Raw genomic sequence first — 16,942 nt, forward strand, 5'->3', positions numbered from 1 at the left:
CGGGTGGCGCCTCAGCGGCTGCTGAGCCGGGAACGGATCTCGGTCTTGAGGACCTTGCCGACGGTCGAGCGGGGCAGATCGGGCCAGATCTCGATCTGCTTGGGCGCCTTGACACCGCCGATGCGGGCTTTGACGAACGCGGTCAGCTCGTCGAGGTCGATCTCGGCGCCGGGCTGGAGCTGGACCACCGCGGTGACCCGTTCGCCCCACTTCTCGTCGGGCAGGCCGACCACGGCGCAGTCGCGCACGGCGTCGTGGGCCATCAGCGCCTGCTCGACCTCGGCGGAGTAGACGTTGAAGCCGCCGGTGATGACCATGTCCTTCGCGCGGTCGACGATGTGCAGGTAGCCGTCCGCGTCGAGGTAGCCGATGTCGCCGGTGTGGTGCCAGCCGTGGGCGGAGACCTCCGCGGTCGCGTCCGGGTTGCGGTAGTAGCCGGCCATCACCAGTGACCCGCGGACGCAGATCTCGCCCCGCTCGCCGCGTGGCACGGGCGCGCCGTGCTGGTCGAGGATCGCGACGGTGACCAGCGGCGACGGCTTGCCCGCCGACGACAGCCGGGCCGTGTTGATGGTGCCGTCGGGGTTGCGGTGCTCGGCGGGCGACATCGTCGAGATCATCATCGGGGCCTCGGACTGGCCGAACAGCTGCGCCATCGGCCCGATGCGGTCGAGGGCTTCGGCGAGCCGGGCCGCGGACATCGGCGCGGCGCCGTACCAGAAGCACTGCAGCGACGACAGGTCCGTCCCGTCGAGCGCCGGGTGGCCGAGGACCATGTAGATCAGCGTGGGCGGCAGGAAGGTGTGGGTGACGCGGTGGCGCTCGATGAGGTCGAGGAACCGGCCGACGTCGGGTTTGGCCATGATCACGACTTCGCCGCCGAGGGCGAGCACCGGGAAGCACAGGACGCCGGCCGCGTGGGTCAGCGGCGCCAGTGCCAGGTACACCGGGCGGCCGTCGAACGGGTAGCTCATCAGCGTGATCGCCGACATCGCCTCCAGGTTGCGGTCGGTGAGCATCACACCTTTGGGGCGGCCGGTGGTGCCGCCGGTGCCGACCAGCGCCACGACGTCCCCGGGCGGCGCCGCTTCGGCTGACGGGTCGTCGCGAGCGGCGTCGAGCCAGGTGTCGAAGCCCGCGGCGAGGTCGTCGCCGTCGCCCAGCCGGACGAGCGTGGTCAGCTTCGGCAGGCTGGGCGCGATCGCGGCGACCAGGTCGTCGAAGGCCGGCTGGTAGATCAGCGCCGAGCAGTCGAACAGGTCGAGCAGCTCCGCGTTCTCCGCCGCCGCGTTGCGCGGGTTGATCGGGCACCACACCGCGCCGGCCCGGGCGATGCCGAACACGCAGCCGAAGGCGGTCGGATCGTTGGCCGAGAGGATGCCGACCTTGTCCCCCGGCGCGACGCCCGAGCGGCGCAGTGCCCTGGCGACGGCGTGCGACAGGCCGGCGACCTCGCCGTAGGTCAGGGACTTCCCGTCGAGCGTCAGGCAGGGCGCGTGCGGGTCGAGGGAAGCGCCTTTGTCCAGGTAGAAGGTCAGGGACACCGTTGTCTCCGTCGGTCGCGGGGCGCGGGGAAGGGCCGGATCGGGAGTGACGGCCACCACGTCGGCGACCTGCCAGGACTGTTTCTCATCTTTGGACGGTTGTCAAGATTTCTTTGGACGGTTGGTTAAGAAAACGCTCGATGGGTATCGTCGTGGCGTGAGCAGCTCAGCAGCCGCGCGGCGGCGACCCCGCGTCGACAAGTTCGAGGACCGTCGGCGAGAACTGGCGGACGCGGCGCTGGCGACCCTGGCGGACTTCGGGTACGCGCGGACGAGCCTGCGCACGATCGCCGACAACACCGAGTTCTCGCACGGGCTGCTGCACTACTACTTCGCGGACAAGATCGAGCTGATCACCTACTGCGTGCGGCGCTACAAGACGTCGTGCGTGCAGCGCTACGAGAACCTGCTGGCCGAGGCGTCCACCCTCGACGGCCTGGCCGCCGCCTGCGGGGACGGGCTGGCCGCGACGCTCGCCGAGGCGCCGCTGATGCACCGGCTCTGGTACGACCTGCGCACGCAATCGATGTTCGAGGAGGCGTTCCGGGACGACGTCGCGGAGATCGACGGCAGCCTGCAGAACATGATCTGGCGGGTCGTGTGCGCGTACGCCGACCTGGGCGGGATGGAGCCGGCCTGCTCCCCCTCGCAGGCCTACGCCCTGTTCGACGGGCTGTTCCAGCAGGCGCTGCTGCGGCACCTGGCCGGTTCGGAGACCGCGCTGGACGACCTCCGCGCGGGAGCCCGCGACCTGCTGCCACGCCTGTTCGCCTGAGCCGTCCGACAGGGGGCTGATGGAGGGGTCACCCCCACCCCTATGGTTGGTTGGCGACCAATGAGATGCCCATTTGGTTACCCGGCAGCGTGCCACCCGCCGGGCTGGTGCTGCGCGGTTTCGATCGAGTGGCATCGAGCGCACAGGCCTCGACCGTGCTTCGGGGCGTTCGGATCGAGTCCGCGGAGCACCAGCTCGTGACGGCCCAAGGGCCGGTGGTCTGCGTGCTTGGACCAGTCGCGCCGCACAGCGGGCAGATCGGATGCTCGGCGAGTACCGCTTTGTGTACACAGGATGGGTGTTCGCGCAGGTGGTGCGCAATCAGGCGTGGACCATGGGCGTGTCACTCCGGTGGAGCGCTCATCGCGGCCCGCGCCTTCGCGACAAATTCCTGGTCGACTGTGGCCGGCGCGAGCTGGGGGGTGCTCGCCGTCCGCGTAGTCGTTGACAGGTATGGCAGTGGCGCACGTGGCACGGCCGAAGTTGACGACCATTGCCACCTTGTCGTTGCCGACGTTCAGGATGTAGCCAGTCTTGCCTCAGTACGTGATCACGGCTGCTGCATCGCCGGGCGTCGCTCCATCGAAAGCGGATAACAACGACTTGCCCGGGAGTAGTTCGAGGCCTGCGAGCGGACATACGTGCTCGGTTCGGTTACGCTCACTCCTTCTTTCCCGTGGCGGTCGCCGGACTTGGCGGTCGGTCGTTGTCGACCGTTACCGTGGAACGCTGCGTCGATACTGATTACCATACATCTAGCCCCCCTTGATGTTGCAAATCAAGGGGGGCTAGACTATCGTCATGGTCAAGGAGATGCGATACCGGGACGTCAAGCGGGCACTGCTTGACCAGGACTGCATCCACAAGACCACGAAGGGCAGCCACGAGAAGTGGGTGTGCCCGTGCGGCCAGCACCAGGTCATCATCCCAAACCACCGGGTCGTCTCCCCAGGCGTCATCCGAGACGCCGTCGCCAAACTCACCTGCCTGCCGAAGGGATGGTTGCAGTGACGAAGACCTACAACGTCACCGCCAAGCGCTGGGCGCGAGGCTGGGAACTCCACATCGACGGTGTCGGAGTCACCCAGACCAGCACCTTGTCGGCGGCTGATGCCACAGCCCGCGAGTACATCGCTCTCGCCCTCGACATCGACGACGAGAGCTCCTTCGACGTGCACGTCGTCCCCCAGCTGGATGCGGCACTGGCCGAACAGGTGAAGAAGGCCCGCGAGCAGGTCAGGGAAGCGGAACGGCTTCAGCGTGAAGCTGCAACCCGCCAGCGCGACGTCGCCCGCAAGCTCCGCAGCGGTGGACTGTCAGGACGCGAGATCGCGAAACTGCTCGATGTGTCCGCACAACGGGTCAGCCAACTCATCGGTCGGCAGGCACCCAAGGGCGCAGTCGCCGGCTCGACCACTCGGGTCAAGAAGGCGGCTGCGCGCACCCGCTGATCTTCGTCAGTCACCGCGCTCATCCTGTCGGATGAAGGGGGCGTGGCGGACGATGTCGCTGGTGGCCTGCAGGAGGCCCAGCTTAGTGAAGTGGTCGGTGTCCTCGGTCGAGGCGATGTGGATGCTGGAATCGCCGGTGTCCATGTTCTTGGAGCGGACGATGAGAACGGCGCCAGTGACGAACGCGCCGTCCTTCACGCTCGCCGCGGCGATCAACTCCTTGACCTGCTCGGGTGTCACATGGGCGCCACTCCTCGCGGGTAGCCCGGGTGATCGGCGTGGATCGCCATGAGTGCGTTGACTGCGAACGTGAGCCCTTCGGCGTAGCCGCCTCTCTGCGTGCTCGTGCTCGTCGAGGATGCGCCGCTTGGCGTCCACCTCGGCCAGCGCACGCGCTGGGTCGAAGCGGGCGCGCTGCCCGGGGCTGCCGGGCCGGGCGGGTTCACGAGCCCGGTCACGGTGTGGGCCGCGGGTCTGACCGGATCGGCACTCTCGCCCGCCGGGCGTCCCGCCGACCCGCGCCCTGCTCCCGCGCCTGTTCGCCTGAGCGCGCTGCCTGGAGCCGACCGAAGCCAGGCGGGTTCACCCAGCTCGGCCACGGTGCGGACGCTACGGGTCCAGCCGGATCGGCACTCTCGCTCGCCGGCGTCTCGCCGACCACGCCGCGAGCAGCGGTCCGGCCGCGGTCGATCAGCAATAGAAGGCAGCCCCGCGGCGGTCTCGCCGCGAGGCTGCCGCGCGTCGCCGTACCGGGGTCAGCGCCGGGCGAGCTCGAAACGCTTGCCCAGCCAGCTCGCGATCTCCGCGGCGGCCAGCTCGTTGCCCGTGGGTTCGCCCTCGGCGATCGGGCCGCCGAAGTGCAGGCCACGCACCACAGCGGTGCTCAGGTCCGCCGCCCCGAGCGCTCCGATCATCCGGCGCGAATCGGCCGGGAACGCGGCCTGGTCGCCGGTGAGCTCGATGAACAGGGTCGGGACGGTCACGCCGGGCGCGCACCGGACGAAGTCGGCGTTGGAGCTGATCCCGGACCACGTCGACAGCCACGCTTCCGGAGTCGTGAGCCTGCCGAAGCCGGCCTGGCCGTAGTTGATGAGATCGGGCCGTTTGCCGAACAGCGAGCCGTACGGGCGCTCGCTCGGATCGAGGGAGAGGTCGACGGTGCGCGGGTCGGCGTCGGTGCGGTAGACGGTGATGATCCGGGGCGCCAGCGAGCGGCGGCGGTCCGCGGCGCGGCCACCGGCCTTGAACGCGGCACGCGCCTCGGCGGCACGGGCCAGGTGGTGGCGGGCGACCGCGTCGATGCGTGCGACGCGGTCGCGCTGGGCCGCCCGGTACCGCTGGAGGAACTCCTCCCCGTAGGCCGAACTGGCCGGCGGCTCGGCGAATCCGTTGGCGGGGTCGAAGGGGTCGAGCTCGGGCACGACGGACAGCGGGTCGGACTCGTCGGCGACCGACGGGTCGATGCAGGCCAGCAGGAGCCTGCCCTGCCCGGGGTGCGGGGCGAGGAAGACGACGCCGTCGGCGAGCGGCATGGTCGCGTCGGCGAGCCGGGTGGGGCGGCCACCGGGGGTGGTCGCGATGCGCGCGCCCGGTGCGAGTGCGGCCTGCTCGAGGTAGAACGCGTAGAGCGTGCCACCGCCGGAGTGTCCCAGTAGGACGATCGAGTCGAATTCCCGCTCCCGCAGGAAGACCAGCCCCGCGGCGACGTCCAGCAGCGCCTGCTCGTGCACCAGGGTCAGGTCGTTGTTGACCGAGCGGGTGTGCTGGGTCCACACCGCGGCCCCGGCGCCCAGCAGCAACGGGACGAGCGGGTGGTGGGTGACGTCCTGGCGTGGGTGCATGAGGCACACGACGGTGCGGGCGCCGGGCACCGTGGTCAGCACGCCGCGCACGGTGGCGCCGTCGCTGGTGGTCAGCTCGTGCACGGTGGTGACGGCCGAGGCCGGCCGCTCCCCCGCGGCCAGGTAGCGGCCGGCGCCGAGCCGCGAAGCGCTTTCCGTCACGCCGGCTCCACCCGCAGCGCGTCCTTGTCGTGCTGGGTGATGCGGCTGTCGCGGGCGACCCCGCCGACGGCGGAGTACCAGACCGCGTGGCGGCAGCCGGTGGCCCGGCGGTCGACCACGATCGCGCCCGCCGCGCTGATCTCGAAGTAGGGCCCGATCCGGCCGACGGTCACCGCCGGGTCCTCGGCGGCGACCTTCGCCACCGGCGTGTTCTCCGGGACGTCGAGGATGTAGAGCGTCGTCATCGGCCGCTCTCCTGCGCGAGTTCCCAGTCCGCGGCCCGCTCGACGATGAGTTCCGCCTTGCGCGCCAGCAGCTTGCCGAAGGTCGGCTCGGGCTCGCTCACCACGTCGATCAACGCGTCGATGGTGAGGTTCGCGTCCAGGTCCTCCTGCGGCGTCACCGGCCGCATGGCGCGGGTGATCTCGAACATGTAGCCGTTCGGGTCGTGGGTGTAGATCGACTCGATCGTCTCGTGCTGGATCTGCATCTCCACCGGCCAGTCGCTGGCGTCCAGGCGCCGCCGGTACTCCAGCAGGTCCTCCTCGTCGTCGACGTGGATCGCCAGGTGGCGGGACCGGACGAAGAACTCCGGCACGTCGGCGCCGAACCGGGCGTAGACGTCGCCCTTCGCGCCCGGCTCGCCGCCGATCTCGCGGCCGGTGCCGAAGTAGTAGAAGAACGCGATGCGGTCGTCGTTGCCGATGTCGAAGAAGAAGTGGATGAAGTCCGGGTGGTCCTCCGGGCCCCAGCCCGCCGCGCAGATGGAATGCACGACCGGGAAGCCCAGGACGTCCCGGTAGAACCGCACCGTCGCGGCCGGGTCGAACGTCGGGAACGCGACGTGGTCGACCCCCCGCACGCGGTGGTCCAGCTCCGTCATGGCCAGCCTCCTGCCTGAGTGGAATGCGCCTTACCGCACCGACGTTACGCCTCCGTTGACGGATGAGTCAACAGTTTGACTGATGCGAAGAACAGAGGTGGTCGCGGACATGACGAAGCCGGCCGGAGCAGCGTCCGGCCGGCCAACGGCATTGCAAGACGGAGCGCACCCGTCACAGCGGCGACGGCCGCGCGCGGGAGTCAGCCCTTGAGGAGGCGTTCCAGGTGGTCGAGGTCCTGACGGAGCATCTTCAGCGCGGCCTCGGGCCCCTCGCCGTCGAGGGTGTGGTGGTCGGGGCGCCGCAGCGCGGCGAGCGCCATCTCGGCGAGCTGCTCGGTCACGGTCTCGACGTCGTCGCGGCCGTCGGGGTGGAACCACCAGGCCACCCAGTTGCACATGCCCAGCACGCCCAGCGCGGCGACGCGGGCGTCGACCGGCCGGAACTGTCCCGCCCGGATCCCGTCCTCGACGACCTCGGCGATCGTCTTCAGCACGGCGCGGCGGCTGTCGTCGTAGGCCGCGGTCAGTTCGTCCGGGAGCTCGGCCTCCGAGCGGATGAGCAGCCGGAACCGCGCCGGCTGCGTCGCACGGCGGCGCACGATGATCTCGACCAGGGCGCGGAGCTGGCCTGCCGGGTCGAGGTCGGTGTGCGCGACCAGTTCCTTGAGCTCGTTCATCGGGCCGTCGGTGACTTCCGTGACCAGCTTGGCGAGCAGTTCGTCCTTGCTCTTGACGTAGTAGTAGAGGGCCGGACGGGTGATGCCGATCGCGTCCGCGATGTCCTGCAGGCTCGTTCCGGCGAACCCGCGCTCGGCGAAGAGCCGGGTGGCCTGTTCGTACATCTCGTTCTCGACGAGCTCGCGGCGGGCGGTGCTGGCGCGTGCCGGCTTGCCGCTGTCCGCCGCGCCGTCGCGCCGGGCCCGCGAGGATGACGACTCGGCCTTCCGCCGCGCGGGCGTTCGCCGCGAACCACTGGTCATGGCGGCCATTGTAGGGGAGCCGGGCCGGGCGCCGGGTTCATCGCGCCGCCGCCTGCTCCGCCGCCAGAAGGCGGCCCGCGCCGGGCAGCGCGGTCGGCAAACCGAGGTGGCGCAACAGGGTGAACGCACCGGCCGTGGCCGCGGAGAGGACGGGGATCCCGAACTCCGCCTCGGCGGGGCCGATCAGGTCCAGCGACGGCATCTGCACGCAGGCGGAGATGACGAGCGCGTCGGCGCCGGACAGGTCCAGGCCGCGCGCGGCCGCCATCACCCGCTCGCCCGGGATGCAGCCGACCTCGGCGTTGTCCCCCACTTCGAGCGCGGCCCAGTCGAGCACTTCGAGGCCCTCGGATTCCAGGTAGGACACGACCTGCTCGGCCAGCGGGCGCAGGTACGGGGTGACCAGGGCGATGCGGCGGGCGCCGAGGGCGGCGAGCCCTTCGACGAGCGCGCCGGCGCTGGACAGCACCACCGGCCGGTGGCCGGCGTTCGCGAACTGTTCGGTCACCGCGGCCTCGGTGCGCCGGTGCTCGCCGTGCCCTTGCGCCATGAGCGCGACGAGGCAGGCGTAGAGCACCGCGTCCACGCCCGCGTCGGACAGTTCGTCGACGCACCGTTCGCGTTGCGCGTTCATCGCCCGCAGCTCCTCCGGGGACACCTTGTGCATCCGCATCCGGCTGGAGTGGAAGGAGAACCGCGCGCCGGGGTGACGACCGAGCAGTGCGGGAACCTCCGTCTCCACGGTGACGTTGGAGCTGGGCACGACGAGCCCGATGCGGTGGGTGGTCACGGATTTCCTCCTGAGGTGGTTGCGGGGGCGGTGCTGCGCGGCCGCCCGGTCTCGGCGCGTTCGGCGGCGACCTTGCGGGCGATGTCGGCGTGCAGGCGTTTCTTGTCCATCTTCCCGACCAGGGTGCGGGGGATTTCGGCGATCAGCTCGATGCGTTCGGGCCACTTGAACTTCGCGACCTGCAGGGCGGCGAAGTGGTCCTGGACGTCGCGCAGGGTGAGCGGCTCGCCCGGCACGACGAGGTAGGCGCACGTGCGCTCGCCCAGGCGCGGGTCCGGCATGGCGACCACGGCCGCGGCGGTGATCCGGGGGTGGCGGAGCAGCAACGACTCCACCTCCTCGGCGTTGATCTTCTCGCCGCCCCGGTTGATCAGATCCTTGATCCGGCCTTCGATCGTGAGGTACCGCTCCCCGTCGATCTCCCGGATCACGGCGAGGTCCCCGGTGCGGTAGAAGCCATCGGAGGTGAACGCCGTCGCGTTGTGCCGGGGTGCGTCGAAGTAGCCGCGGAGGGTGTAGGGGCCGCGGCAGCAGAGTTCGCCGATCTCCCCGTCCGGGACTTCGGTCTCGGTGCCGGGTTCGAGGATCCGGACTTCGTCCATTGGGGACAGTGGGGTGCCGACGGTCTCCGCGCGGGCTTCGCGCGGAGCGCCCGGGCGCGTGGTGATGAAGAGTCCTTCGCCCATGCCGAACAGCTGCCCCGACCACAGGCCGCGGCGTTCCAGTCCGTCGAAGAGCGCGGGCGGCACCTTCGTGCCGGACAACACCACCTGGGTCACCGATTTCGTCGCCGCCGCGAAGCCGGGCAGGCCCGCCGCCTTGAAGTGCCCGTGCCCGAGCAGGACGTGCGTGACCCGCTCCTGCGCCATCAGCGGGAACGAGACCTCCGGGTCGGCGGTGCCGAGAACCAGGCACGCGCCGACGCTGTGCGGGCCGTGGACCGCGCACACGATGCCGGCGTTGTGGATGATGGGGATCAGGTGGGCCACCCGGGTGTCCGGGCTCCAGCCCCAGGAACGCGCGTAGGCCAGGGCGTTGTACCAGTATTCGGCGTGCAGCCGCGGGATCACCTTCGGCACCCCGGTGGTGCCGCCGGAGAGCTGGAAGACCGCGACGTCGTCGGGATCGATGCCGCGCTGAATCTGCTCCACCGTCGCGCGGGCGGCCCGCGGATCGACGCCGGCGCCGAGCGACTCGATCGCGACGCCCGCGGCGCCGGCGGAATCGCCCAGCACCAGCACGTGACGCAGTGTGGGGTGGTCGCGCTGCTGCTCGACGGCGAAGCCGACCAGGTCGAACCCGCGGTTGTCCGCCTCCACCAGGTGGGCGACGGCGCCGACCCGCCTGCTGATCTCGCCGATCTCGTGGCCGCGGTGCGCGGCCAGGGTGCACACCGGAACCAGCCCGGCCTTGAGCACCCCGTACCAGGCGAGGATCGCCCCGAGCCGGTTCGAGACCTGGAACAGCACCGGATCACCGGGCGCCAGGCCCAGCCCGGCCAGGCCCGCCGCGAGGAGGTCGGTGCGCTCGTCCAGTTCCCGGAAGGTCACCCGCCCGTCGAGCGCGACGACCGCGTCGCGCTCCGGATGGGCCACCGCGACCGCGTGCAGCTCGTCCGCGATCGTGGCCGTGCCCCACAGGCCCGCCTCCCGGTACCGGCGCACCACGTCCCCGGGGTAGGTGACGAGCCGCTCGCCCCACCGGCTTGTCCTCATGCCGCCTCCTCGGTGAACGAGATCAGGTCGCACCGCCCGCTGATCAGGCCGGCCGCGAGGTCGCCGCGCGAGCTCGGCGGACCGTCCACGACCACCAGCCCGCCCGCTTCAGTGCGGACCCGTTCGGCCAGATCGAGCCGGGTCAGCACGGCGAGCCGGTCGGCGGGGCCGGCGAACCGGAAACCGTCGGCCCCGTCCCGTCGAGCTTGACGCGCCCGCGCGACGACGGCATCTCCGGCGTCGTCCCAGGGATCGGCGACCGCGTCGGCGAACGTCGTGAGCGCCAGGCCCTCGGGAACGGCCGGGAGAACGCGTCGCGGGAACTCGGCCTCCCCGTGCCGCAGGGGCTGGTCCAGCACCCAGTCGACGAGGTCCCGGGCCGGGGGTGCCGAGTTCGCGTACTGCTCGGCCGCGGCGGCGACGACCTCCGGGCTGGTGGCGGCGAAGCGGTCGAGCGGGACGTTGCCCGCTCTGGTCATGTAGGCGACCATCAGCCGCTCGACCGGGATGTGCAGCCGCGACGGGAACGACTCCCACCACAGCTGGCTCCGCCGGGCCAGCTCCTGCATCCGCTCCACGTCCGGGCGGCGGGACGCCTCGTAGCGCGCGAACGCCGCCGCCGCATCGGGTTCGCCGGCCAGCGCTTCGACCAGTCCGATCGCGTCCTCCATCGCGAGCTTGGTGCCCGAGCCGATGGAGAAGTGGGCGGTGTGCGCGGCGTCCCCGAGCAACACGACCCGCCCCGACGACCATCGCTTGCACCGCACGGTGCGGAACCGCGTCCAGCGGGTCCGGTTGCCGATCAGCGAGTGCCCGCGCAGCTGCGTGGCGAACACCTGCTCCAGGTACCGCAACGAGGTGGTGTCCGACGCGTCGGGCGGTGTCGCGTCCGTGGACCGGTCGAACCCGGCGCGCCGCCACGTCTCCTCGTCGGTTTCGATCAGGAACGTGCTGTGGCCGCTCGAGTAGGGATAGGCGTGGGTCACGAACACGCCGTGCTCCGTGCCCACCGGGGCGAACATCGCGTCCGGCAGCGCGAACTCCGCGCCGCACCACAGGTAGAGCCCGCGGCCGACCTCGATGTCCTCGCCGAAACCGCCGGTGCTCCGGGTGGCGCTGCTGACCCCGTCGGCGGCGACGACGATGTCCGCGTCGAGCTCGTCGGCCGCGCGCCGGGCGCCGTATTCGATGCGCACCCCCGCCTTCTCGGCGTGCCGCCGGAGCACGGCGAGCAGTTCGGTGCGGGCGATACCGATCAGCCGGTCGTTGCGCACCCGCGCGCTCCGGTCCCGGACGGTCATCGTCATGTCGTGCCGGTGGCCGGCGGCCAGGATGTCGCGCAGGGTGTCCGCGTCGGCCGCCTCGAGCCTGCGTTGGGTGCCGGCCGCCAGTCCCACCCCGAAGCCGAACGTCTTGTCGGGCTCGCCCTGCTCGTGCACGACCACCTCGCACGAGGGCTGGGCCAGCTTCAGCAGACGCGCGGCGTAGAGACCGCCCGGGCCCCCGCCGAGCACCGCGGCGCGGCGTACTTGCATCCCGACCTCCAGGTTGTGACGGCACTTCCGCTCGTTGACTTAGGCGTAGAGTATTCGACGTACACGACGACAAGTCAAGCGACGGCGAGCTTGACTTCAAACACAGGCGTTTAATAGTCTACGTTGCCGTAACCACTCGTGGAGCCTGGGCGTGCCCACCTCGTCGGTGCCCCCGCGGTCTCAATCCACGCAAAGGAGCGTGAGTCATGGCGTATGTCATCGGCGTGGACGTGGGCGGTACGTTCACCGACGCCGTTCTCGACGACGACGCGGGCACAGTCCTCGCGGCCAAGTCGCCGTCCACCCCGCCGGACTACTCCCGGGGTGTTCTCGATGTGCTGGAGCTGCTCGCCGAGCAGCTGGGCAAGCCGCTGAAGGAGATGCTCGCCGACACCCACCACATCGCGCACGGCACCACGTCGTCGCTGAACGCGCTGGTCATGGGGAACGTGCCACCGGTCGGCTTCCTCACCACCAAGGGGCACCGGGACTCGATCTTCATCATGAACGTCGAGGGCCGCTACCTCGGCCGGTCCCCGCACGAACTGCAGAACGTGCTGGGACAGGCGAAGGACCACACGCTGCTGCCGAAACGCCTCGCGCTCGAGGTGACCGAGCGCATCGACCGCGACGGCAACGTCGTGGTCGGCCTCGACGAGGACGAGGCCCGCTCCGCGATCCGCGCGCTGCTCGCCGACGGCGTGCGGGCGATCGCCGTGTCGCTGTTGTGGTCGTTCCGCAACCCGGTCCACGAACGGCGGCTGCGGGAACTGGTCGCCGAGGAGGACCCCGGCGTCTTCGTCGCGTTGTCGAGCGAAGTCAGCCCCCGCATCCGGGAGTTCGCCCGCAACGCCACCACGATCATGAGCACCCAGATCGGCCCCGGGCTGCGGGACTACCTCACCACGCTGGAGGACACCCTTCGCGCGAACGACCTCGCCGGCCCGCTCCTGGTGATGCAGAGCAACGGCGGCGCGGTCGCGGCCAAGGAGGCCCCGGCCACCGCGATCAGCACCGTCGGCTCCGTGCTGACCGGCGGTGTCGTCGGCTCGGTGGCGCTCGGGCGCCAGCTCGGGCACCGCAACATCATCTCCACCGACGTCGGGGGCACGACCTTCCTCGCCGGGCTGGTCGTGGACGGCGAACCGGTGCGCGACACCACGACCGTGATCAACCACCACCCGATCAACGTGCCCACGCTGCGGGTGGACGCGATCGGTTCCGGTGGTGGCGCGATCGCCTGGCTCGACGCCGGCGGCAACCTCCGCATCGGGCCGCGCAGCGCGCAAGCCGTGCCCGGCCCGGCCTGCTACGGCAACGGCGGCACCGAACCGACCAACACCGACGCGAACCTGGTGCTGGGCATCCTGCCCGAGCGCGGCCTGCTCGGCGGGCGCAAACCCCTCTCGCTCGAGCTGGCCAGGCAGGCCATCGACACCCAGATCGCCAAACCGCTCGGGCTCTCGGTCGAGGAGGCCGCGGCCGCGATCTACACCGTGCAGAACGCCCAGACCGGCGACCTGCTGCGCAAGACCGTCGTCGAGGCCGGTCACGACCCGCGCGAGTTCGTGCTGTACGCCTTCGGCGGCGCCGGTCCCGCGCACTGCGCCGGCTACGCCGCCGAGGTCGGGGTCGACGAAGTGGTGGTCCCGCTGGGCCCGGTCGCCTCCGCGTTCTCCGCCTACGGCCTCGCGTCCTCGGACATCGCGCTCGCCGCCGAGCTGTCCGATCCCGCCGTCGTGCCGTTCGACCCGGAGCGGGCCGAACAGAACTTCCGGGACCTGGAAAAGCAGGTTCGCGAAGGGCTGGACCGCCAGGGGGTGCGGTTCGACACCGTCGAGGTCCACCGCGAGATCGACATGCGCTACTCCATGCAGCTCGCGGAGGTCACCACCCCGGTCGCGGCCGGACCGCTGGACATGGCCGCGATCGAGGAAGCCGCGGCGGCGTTCGAGGAGCGCTACGCCGCGCTCTACGGCAAGGACGCCGGGTTCCGGGAGGCCGGCATCCAGGCCATCACCTTCCGGGTCCGGGGAATCGGCGTGCTGCCGTTCTCGCCGGAGCTGCCCGCGATCCCCGCCGCCGCCTCACCGGACCCGGCCGGGGCGCGGGTGGGGCACCGCCCGGTCTGCCTTGACGCCGCCACCGGCTACGTGGACACGCCCGTCTACGACTACCGCGAACTGCGTGCCGGGCACCAGCTCGCCGGCCCCGCCATCGTCGAGGTCCCGACCACCACCGTCGTCGTGCCGGACGGCACCACCGGCACGGTGGACTCGCTCGGCAACCTGATCATCCGCCGCACCTCCGCCAGGAGCGCCTCATGAGCATGCCCATCCCCGGTTCCGAGGTCTTCGCGAGCCGCCCGGCCGACCCCGCCGAACTGCAGCGGTCGCTGCCCACCACCCTGCCCACGCACACCGTCACCCAGGAGCAGATCGACGCGCTCGACCCGCTCACCTACGAGGTCGTGCGCCACCGGCTCTGGTCGGTCACCGACGAGATGGGCGAGGCGCTCAAGCGCATGTCCGGCTCGCCGATCGTGACCGACGCCAACGACTTCGACTTCGCCATCTCCGACGAACTCGGCCAGGAAGTCCAGGTCGGCCTGTACAACACGATGCTCGTCGGCGCGGTCGACCTGGCCATCTACTGGACGCTGCGCAACCGCGCCACCAACCCCGGCATCGCCGAGGGCGACATGTTCCTCACCAACGACCCGTGGGTCGGCGGCGGGCTGCACCAGAACGACGTGATGGTGTACCAGCCCGTTTTCCACGACGGCAAGCTGTTCGCCTGGACCAGCGCGATCTGCCACGAACCGGACCTGGGCGGCGTCGGGCTCGGCTCCTTCTCCCCCGCCGCGCAGGACGTGTTCTCCGAATCCCTGCCCACCCCGCCGGTCAAGGTGGTGCGCGACTTCCAGTTGCAACGCGACGTCGCCGACCTGTGGGTCCGGCGCTCCCGGGTGCCCATGCTCGTCGCACTCGACCTGCGCGCCAAGGTCGGCGCCAACAACGTCGGCCGGGAACGGCTGCACGCGCTGATCGAGCAGTACGGCGCCGACACGGTCAAGGCCGTCATGAAGCGGATGATGGCCGACGCCGAGTCCCGGCTGCGCGGCAAGCTCGCCGCCCTGCCCGACGGCAGCTGGACCGCGACGGGCTACCAGGACCAGTCCCACGAGGGCGACCGCGGCCTGCACAAGATCACCGTGACCACCACCAAGACCGGCGATCACCTCACGTTCGACTTCACCGGCACCGACCCGCAGTCGGGCGTCGTGAACTGCACCTACGCCGGGATGCGCGGCGGCGTCATGCTCGCCCTCCTCCCCGTGCTGGCCGGCGACATCCCGTGGTCGGCAGGCGGGCTCATGCGCTGCTTCGACCTGATCACCGAGGAAGGCACGCTCAACAACGCGACCTACCCCGCCGCCGTCGGACGGGGCCCCATCGGCCCGGCCTGGCTCACCGGCAACCTCGTCGCCGAATGCCTGGCGCAGATGCTCGACCGCGACCTCGAACTCGGCAAGAACGTCCAGGCGACCTGTTGCGGCACCTGGGACACCGCGGTCATCGCGGGACTCGACGAGCGCGGCGAGCAACCCGCGCCGTTCCTCAACATCATCATGGAGCCGATGTCCGGCGGGTACGGCGCGCGGCCGCACGCCGACGGCATCGACACCGGCGGGCTCTTCTGCATCCCGATGGGCCGCATCCCCGACGTGGAGATGACCGAGTTCCTCTACCCGGTGCTGGCCCTGTGGCGGCGTGAGGTCCCGGACTCGGGCGGACCGGGGCGGCACCGCGGCGGGGTCGGGGCGTCGATCGCCATCACCCCGCACGGAACCAGCATCCCCATGGGACTCGTCCTCGCCTCCAACGGCAAGGCGGTGTCCCAGAACGGCGGTCTCGCCGGCGGGCACCCCGGCAACACCGGGCTCGACGTGCTGGCCCGGCACAGCCGCGTCACCGATCTCCTCGCCGCCGGGCGGATGCCCAGCGAGCTGTCCGAGATCAGCGAGCACCTCGAACCGGCGCAGAACTACGCGTCCAGCCACCTCGCGCCGGGTGAGGTGTTCGTGATGACCTGGCAGGGCGGCGGAGGCTACGGCGACCCGCTGAACCGGGATCCCGAGGCGGTCGCCCGCGATCTCCGGGAACAGAAGATCACCGCCGGCGCCGCCCGGTCCGTCTACGGCGTCGTCGTCGAGAACGGCACCGTGGACGAGGCGGCGACCGCGGCTGAACGCGACCGCCTGCGGGCGGCGCGACGGCAACGCTCGCGGGTCCTTCGCGTGCCCAGCGGCCGCAAGACCGGCGCGACCTCGGTGAAGCGCCTCGACGACAACCTCGTCGAGGTGACCGACGGGGCGCGGGCCGCGGTGGCGTGCCGCCACTGCCAGGAGATCCTCGGCGAGGGCGACGACCTCGCCCTCGCGGTCTACGAAGGGCCGGCCACCGACGCCGGGCCGCAGATCATCGCGAACGCCGCGGACTACGTGGACGCTCCGGTGGTCTTCCGGCAGTACTGCTGCCCGTCCTGCTGGACGGCGCTGTACTCGGCGGTCGTGCCCGCAGGCCACGCCACGCCGCCGCTCGCCGGGCTGATCGCGACCCCGGCAGCGTGAGGCGCGCGCGGCCGGGTGGAGGTCGACCGTCCATCCGGCCGCGCACGATCAGTTGAACAGCCCGATAGCCCAGCGCCCCACACGATCAGGGCCGCCGGTATCCCGGAGGCGCTCGCAGAGCACGGGCCATCCCGCTCGCCGCGGTTGTGGCCACGATGATCCCTCCACACCGCGCGGCCGGAATGTGGGCACCTGGCGAGACCGAACGTTCTCCCCGTACACTCGGGGTGATCGGAAGGCAGGTGACAGGGTGTCGGAAGCACGTTCCCGGCTGCTCGGGACGGCCAGCCGGCTCTTCTACGCGGAGGGGCTGCACTCGGTCGGCATCGACCGGATCGTCGCCGAGGCCAAGGTGACCCGCGCGACGCTGTACCGGCACTTCCCCAGCAAGGACGATCTGGTCGTCGCCTACCTCACCGCCGCGGACGAGCTGATCCGCGCCCAGATCGAATCGGTGCGCCAGGCCGGGCACTCCCCCGCCGACACCGTGCGCGCGGTCGCCGGGACCATCGCCGACAGCATCCGTTCGGATGGGTTTCGCGGGTGCGCCTTCCTCAACGCCGCCGCCGAGTACCCCGCGCCCGACCACCCGGTCCACCGCGCCGTCCTGACCCACCGGCAGTGGTTCCTCGA

The 16,942-nt window shown here is 71.1% G+C and carries 15 protein-coding genes; 6 read left to right on the top strand and 9 right to left on the bottom strand.

Annotated features, from left to right (window positions below):
• Positions 1-11: 11 nt before the first annotated feature.
• On the bottom strand, positions 12-1,544 hold the full coding sequence (locus tag ABZ193_RS24535; protein ID WP_354711622.1) for a long-chain fatty acid--CoA ligase: 1,533 nt from the start codon (positions 1,542-1,544) through the stop codon (positions 12-14).
• 157 nt (positions 1,545-1,701) lie between these two features.
• On the opposite strand from ABZ193_RS24535, the gene ABZ193_RS24540 reads away from it, so the two are divergent.
• From ABZ193_RS24540 to ABZ193_RS24550, 3 genes are all read left to right on the top strand, one after another.
• A complete protein-coding gene (locus tag ABZ193_RS24540) occupies positions 1,702-2,319 on the top strand; it encodes a TetR/AcrR family transcriptional regulator (RefSeq protein ID WP_354711624.1) in 618 nt (205 codons plus the stop codon).
• Positions 2,320-3,120: 801 nt separating this feature from the next.
• On the top strand, positions 3,121-3,330 hold the full coding sequence (locus ABZ193_RS24545; protein ID WP_237338006.1) for a type II toxin-antitoxin system HicA family toxin: 210 nt from the start codon (positions 3,121-3,123) through the stop codon (positions 3,328-3,330).
• Complete coding sequence (locus ABZ193_RS24550) at positions 3,327-3,770, top strand: hypothetical protein (RefSeq protein WP_020416127.1); 444 nt, start codon at positions 3,327-3,329, stop codon at positions 3,768-3,770. The genes ABZ193_RS24545 and ABZ193_RS24550 overlap by 4 nt, the downstream gene beginning before the upstream one ends.
• Positions 3,771-3,776: 6 nt before the next feature.
• Here ABZ193_RS24550 and ABZ193_RS24555 read toward each other — a convergent pair whose 3' ends face one another.
• The 8 genes from ABZ193_RS24555 to ABZ193_RS24590 form a co-directional block, all read right to left on the bottom strand.
• Complete coding sequence (locus tag ABZ193_RS24555; protein WP_237338008.1) at positions 3,777-4,010, bottom strand: hypothetical protein; 234 nt, start codon at positions 4,008-4,010, stop codon at positions 3,777-3,779.
• 515 nt (positions 4,011-4,525) lie between these two features.
• Positions 4,526-5,773: an alpha/beta hydrolase gene (locus tag ABZ193_RS24560; RefSeq protein WP_354711626.1), complete on the bottom strand. Its 1,248-nt coding sequence runs from the start codon at positions 5,771-5,773 to the stop codon at positions 4,526-4,528.
• The gene (locus ABZ193_RS24565; RefSeq protein ID WP_020416130.1) at positions 5,770-6,018 is read right to left on the bottom strand and encodes a hypothetical protein; all 249 of its coding nucleotides are present in this window, start codon (positions 6,016-6,018) and stop codon (positions 5,770-5,772) included. Before ABZ193_RS24565 ends, ABZ193_RS24560 begins: the two co-directional genes overlap by 4 nt.
• Positions 6,015-6,656, bottom strand: coding sequence for a VOC family protein (locus ABZ193_RS24570; protein ID WP_020416131.1), 642 nt, complete (start codon positions 6,654-6,656; stop codon positions 6,015-6,017). The genes ABZ193_RS24565 and ABZ193_RS24570 overlap by 4 nt, the downstream gene beginning before the upstream one ends.
• 200 nt (positions 6,657-6,856) lie before the next feature.
• Positions 6,857-7,636: a TetR/AcrR family transcriptional regulator gene (locus ABZ193_RS24575; protein ID WP_157358369.1), complete on the bottom strand. Its 780-nt coding sequence runs from the start codon at positions 7,634-7,636 to the stop codon at positions 6,857-6,859.
• Positions 7,637-7,673: 37 nt separating this feature from the next.
• A complete protein-coding gene (locus tag ABZ193_RS24580) occupies positions 7,674-8,426 on the bottom strand; it encodes a maleate cis-trans isomerase (RefSeq protein ID WP_237338012.1) in 753 nt (250 codons plus the stop codon).
• Positions 8,423-10,141, bottom strand: a complete 1,719-nt coding sequence (locus ABZ193_RS24585) for an AMP-binding protein (RefSeq protein ID WP_237338013.1) — start codon at positions 10,139-10,141, stop codon at positions 8,423-8,425. Before ABZ193_RS24585 ends, ABZ193_RS24580 begins: the two co-directional genes overlap by 4 nt.
• On the bottom strand, positions 10,138-11,676 hold the full coding sequence (locus tag ABZ193_RS24590) for an FAD-dependent monooxygenase (RefSeq protein WP_237338014.1): 1,539 nt from the start codon (positions 11,674-11,676) through the stop codon (positions 10,138-10,140). Before ABZ193_RS24590 ends, ABZ193_RS24585 begins: the two co-directional genes overlap by 4 nt.
• A gap of 206 nt (positions 11,677-11,882) precedes the next feature.
• On the opposite strand from ABZ193_RS24590, the gene ABZ193_RS24595 reads away from it, so the two are divergent.
• The 3 genes from ABZ193_RS24595 to ABZ193_RS24605 all read left to right on the top strand — a co-directional run.
• Complete coding sequence (locus ABZ193_RS24595) at positions 11,883-14,003, top strand: hydantoinase/oxoprolinase family protein (RefSeq protein WP_020416136.1); 2,121 nt, start codon at positions 11,883-11,885, stop codon at positions 14,001-14,003.
• Positions 14,000-16,309, top strand: coding sequence for a hydantoinase B/oxoprolinase family protein (locus ABZ193_RS24600; RefSeq protein WP_237338015.1), 2,310 nt, complete (start codon positions 14,000-14,002; stop codon positions 16,307-16,309). Before ABZ193_RS24595 ends, ABZ193_RS24600 begins: the two co-directional genes overlap by 4 nt.
• A gap of 250 nt (positions 16,310-16,559) precedes the next feature.
• Positions 16,560-16,942 (top strand): helix-turn-helix domain-containing protein (locus tag ABZ193_RS24605; RefSeq protein WP_354711630.1); only part of this gene is annotated, 383 nt, incomplete at its 3' end.

Origin of the sequence: Amycolatopsis sp. NPDC006125 (assembly GCF_040614195.1) — a bacterium.
GTDB classification, from domain to species: domain Bacteria; phylum Actinomycetota; class Actinomycetes; order Mycobacteriales; family Pseudonocardiaceae; genus Amycolatopsis_E; species Amycolatopsis_E tucumanensis.

Excerpts from the sequence above, each read along its gene's own strand:
- ABZ193_RS24545 (WP_237338006.1), top strand. The coding sequence starts at position 3,121 with ATGGTCAAGGAGATGCGATACCGGGACGTCAAGCGGGCACTGCTTGAC.
- ABZ193_RS24565 (WP_020416130.1), bottom strand. The coding sequence starts at position 6,018 with ATGACGACGCTCTACATCCTCGACGTCCCGGAGAACACGCCGGTGGCG.
- ABZ193_RS24570 (WP_020416131.1), bottom strand. The coding sequence starts at position 6,656 with ATGACGGAGCTGGACCACCGCGTGCGGGGGGTCGACCACGTCGCGTTC.
- ABZ193_RS24575 (WP_157358369.1), bottom strand. The coding sequence starts at position 7,636 with ATGACCAGTGGTTCGCGGCGAACGCCCGCGCGGCGGAAGGCCGAGTCG.
- ABZ193_RS24585 (WP_237338013.1), bottom strand. The coding sequence starts at position 10,141 with ATGAGGACAAGCCGGTGGGGCGAGCGGCTCGTCACCTACCCCGGGGAC.
- ABZ193_RS24590 (WP_237338014.1), bottom strand. The coding sequence starts at position 11,676 with ATGCAAGTACGCCGCGCCGCGGTGCTCGGCGGGGGCCCGGGCGGTCTC.
- ABZ193_RS24595 (WP_020416136.1), top strand. The coding sequence starts at position 11,883 with ATGGCGTATGTCATCGGCGTGGACGTGGGCGGTACGTTCACCGACGCC.
- ABZ193_RS24600 (WP_237338015.1), top strand. The coding sequence starts at position 14,000 with ATGAGCATGCCCATCCCCGGTTCCGAGGTCTTCGCGAGCCGCCCGGCC.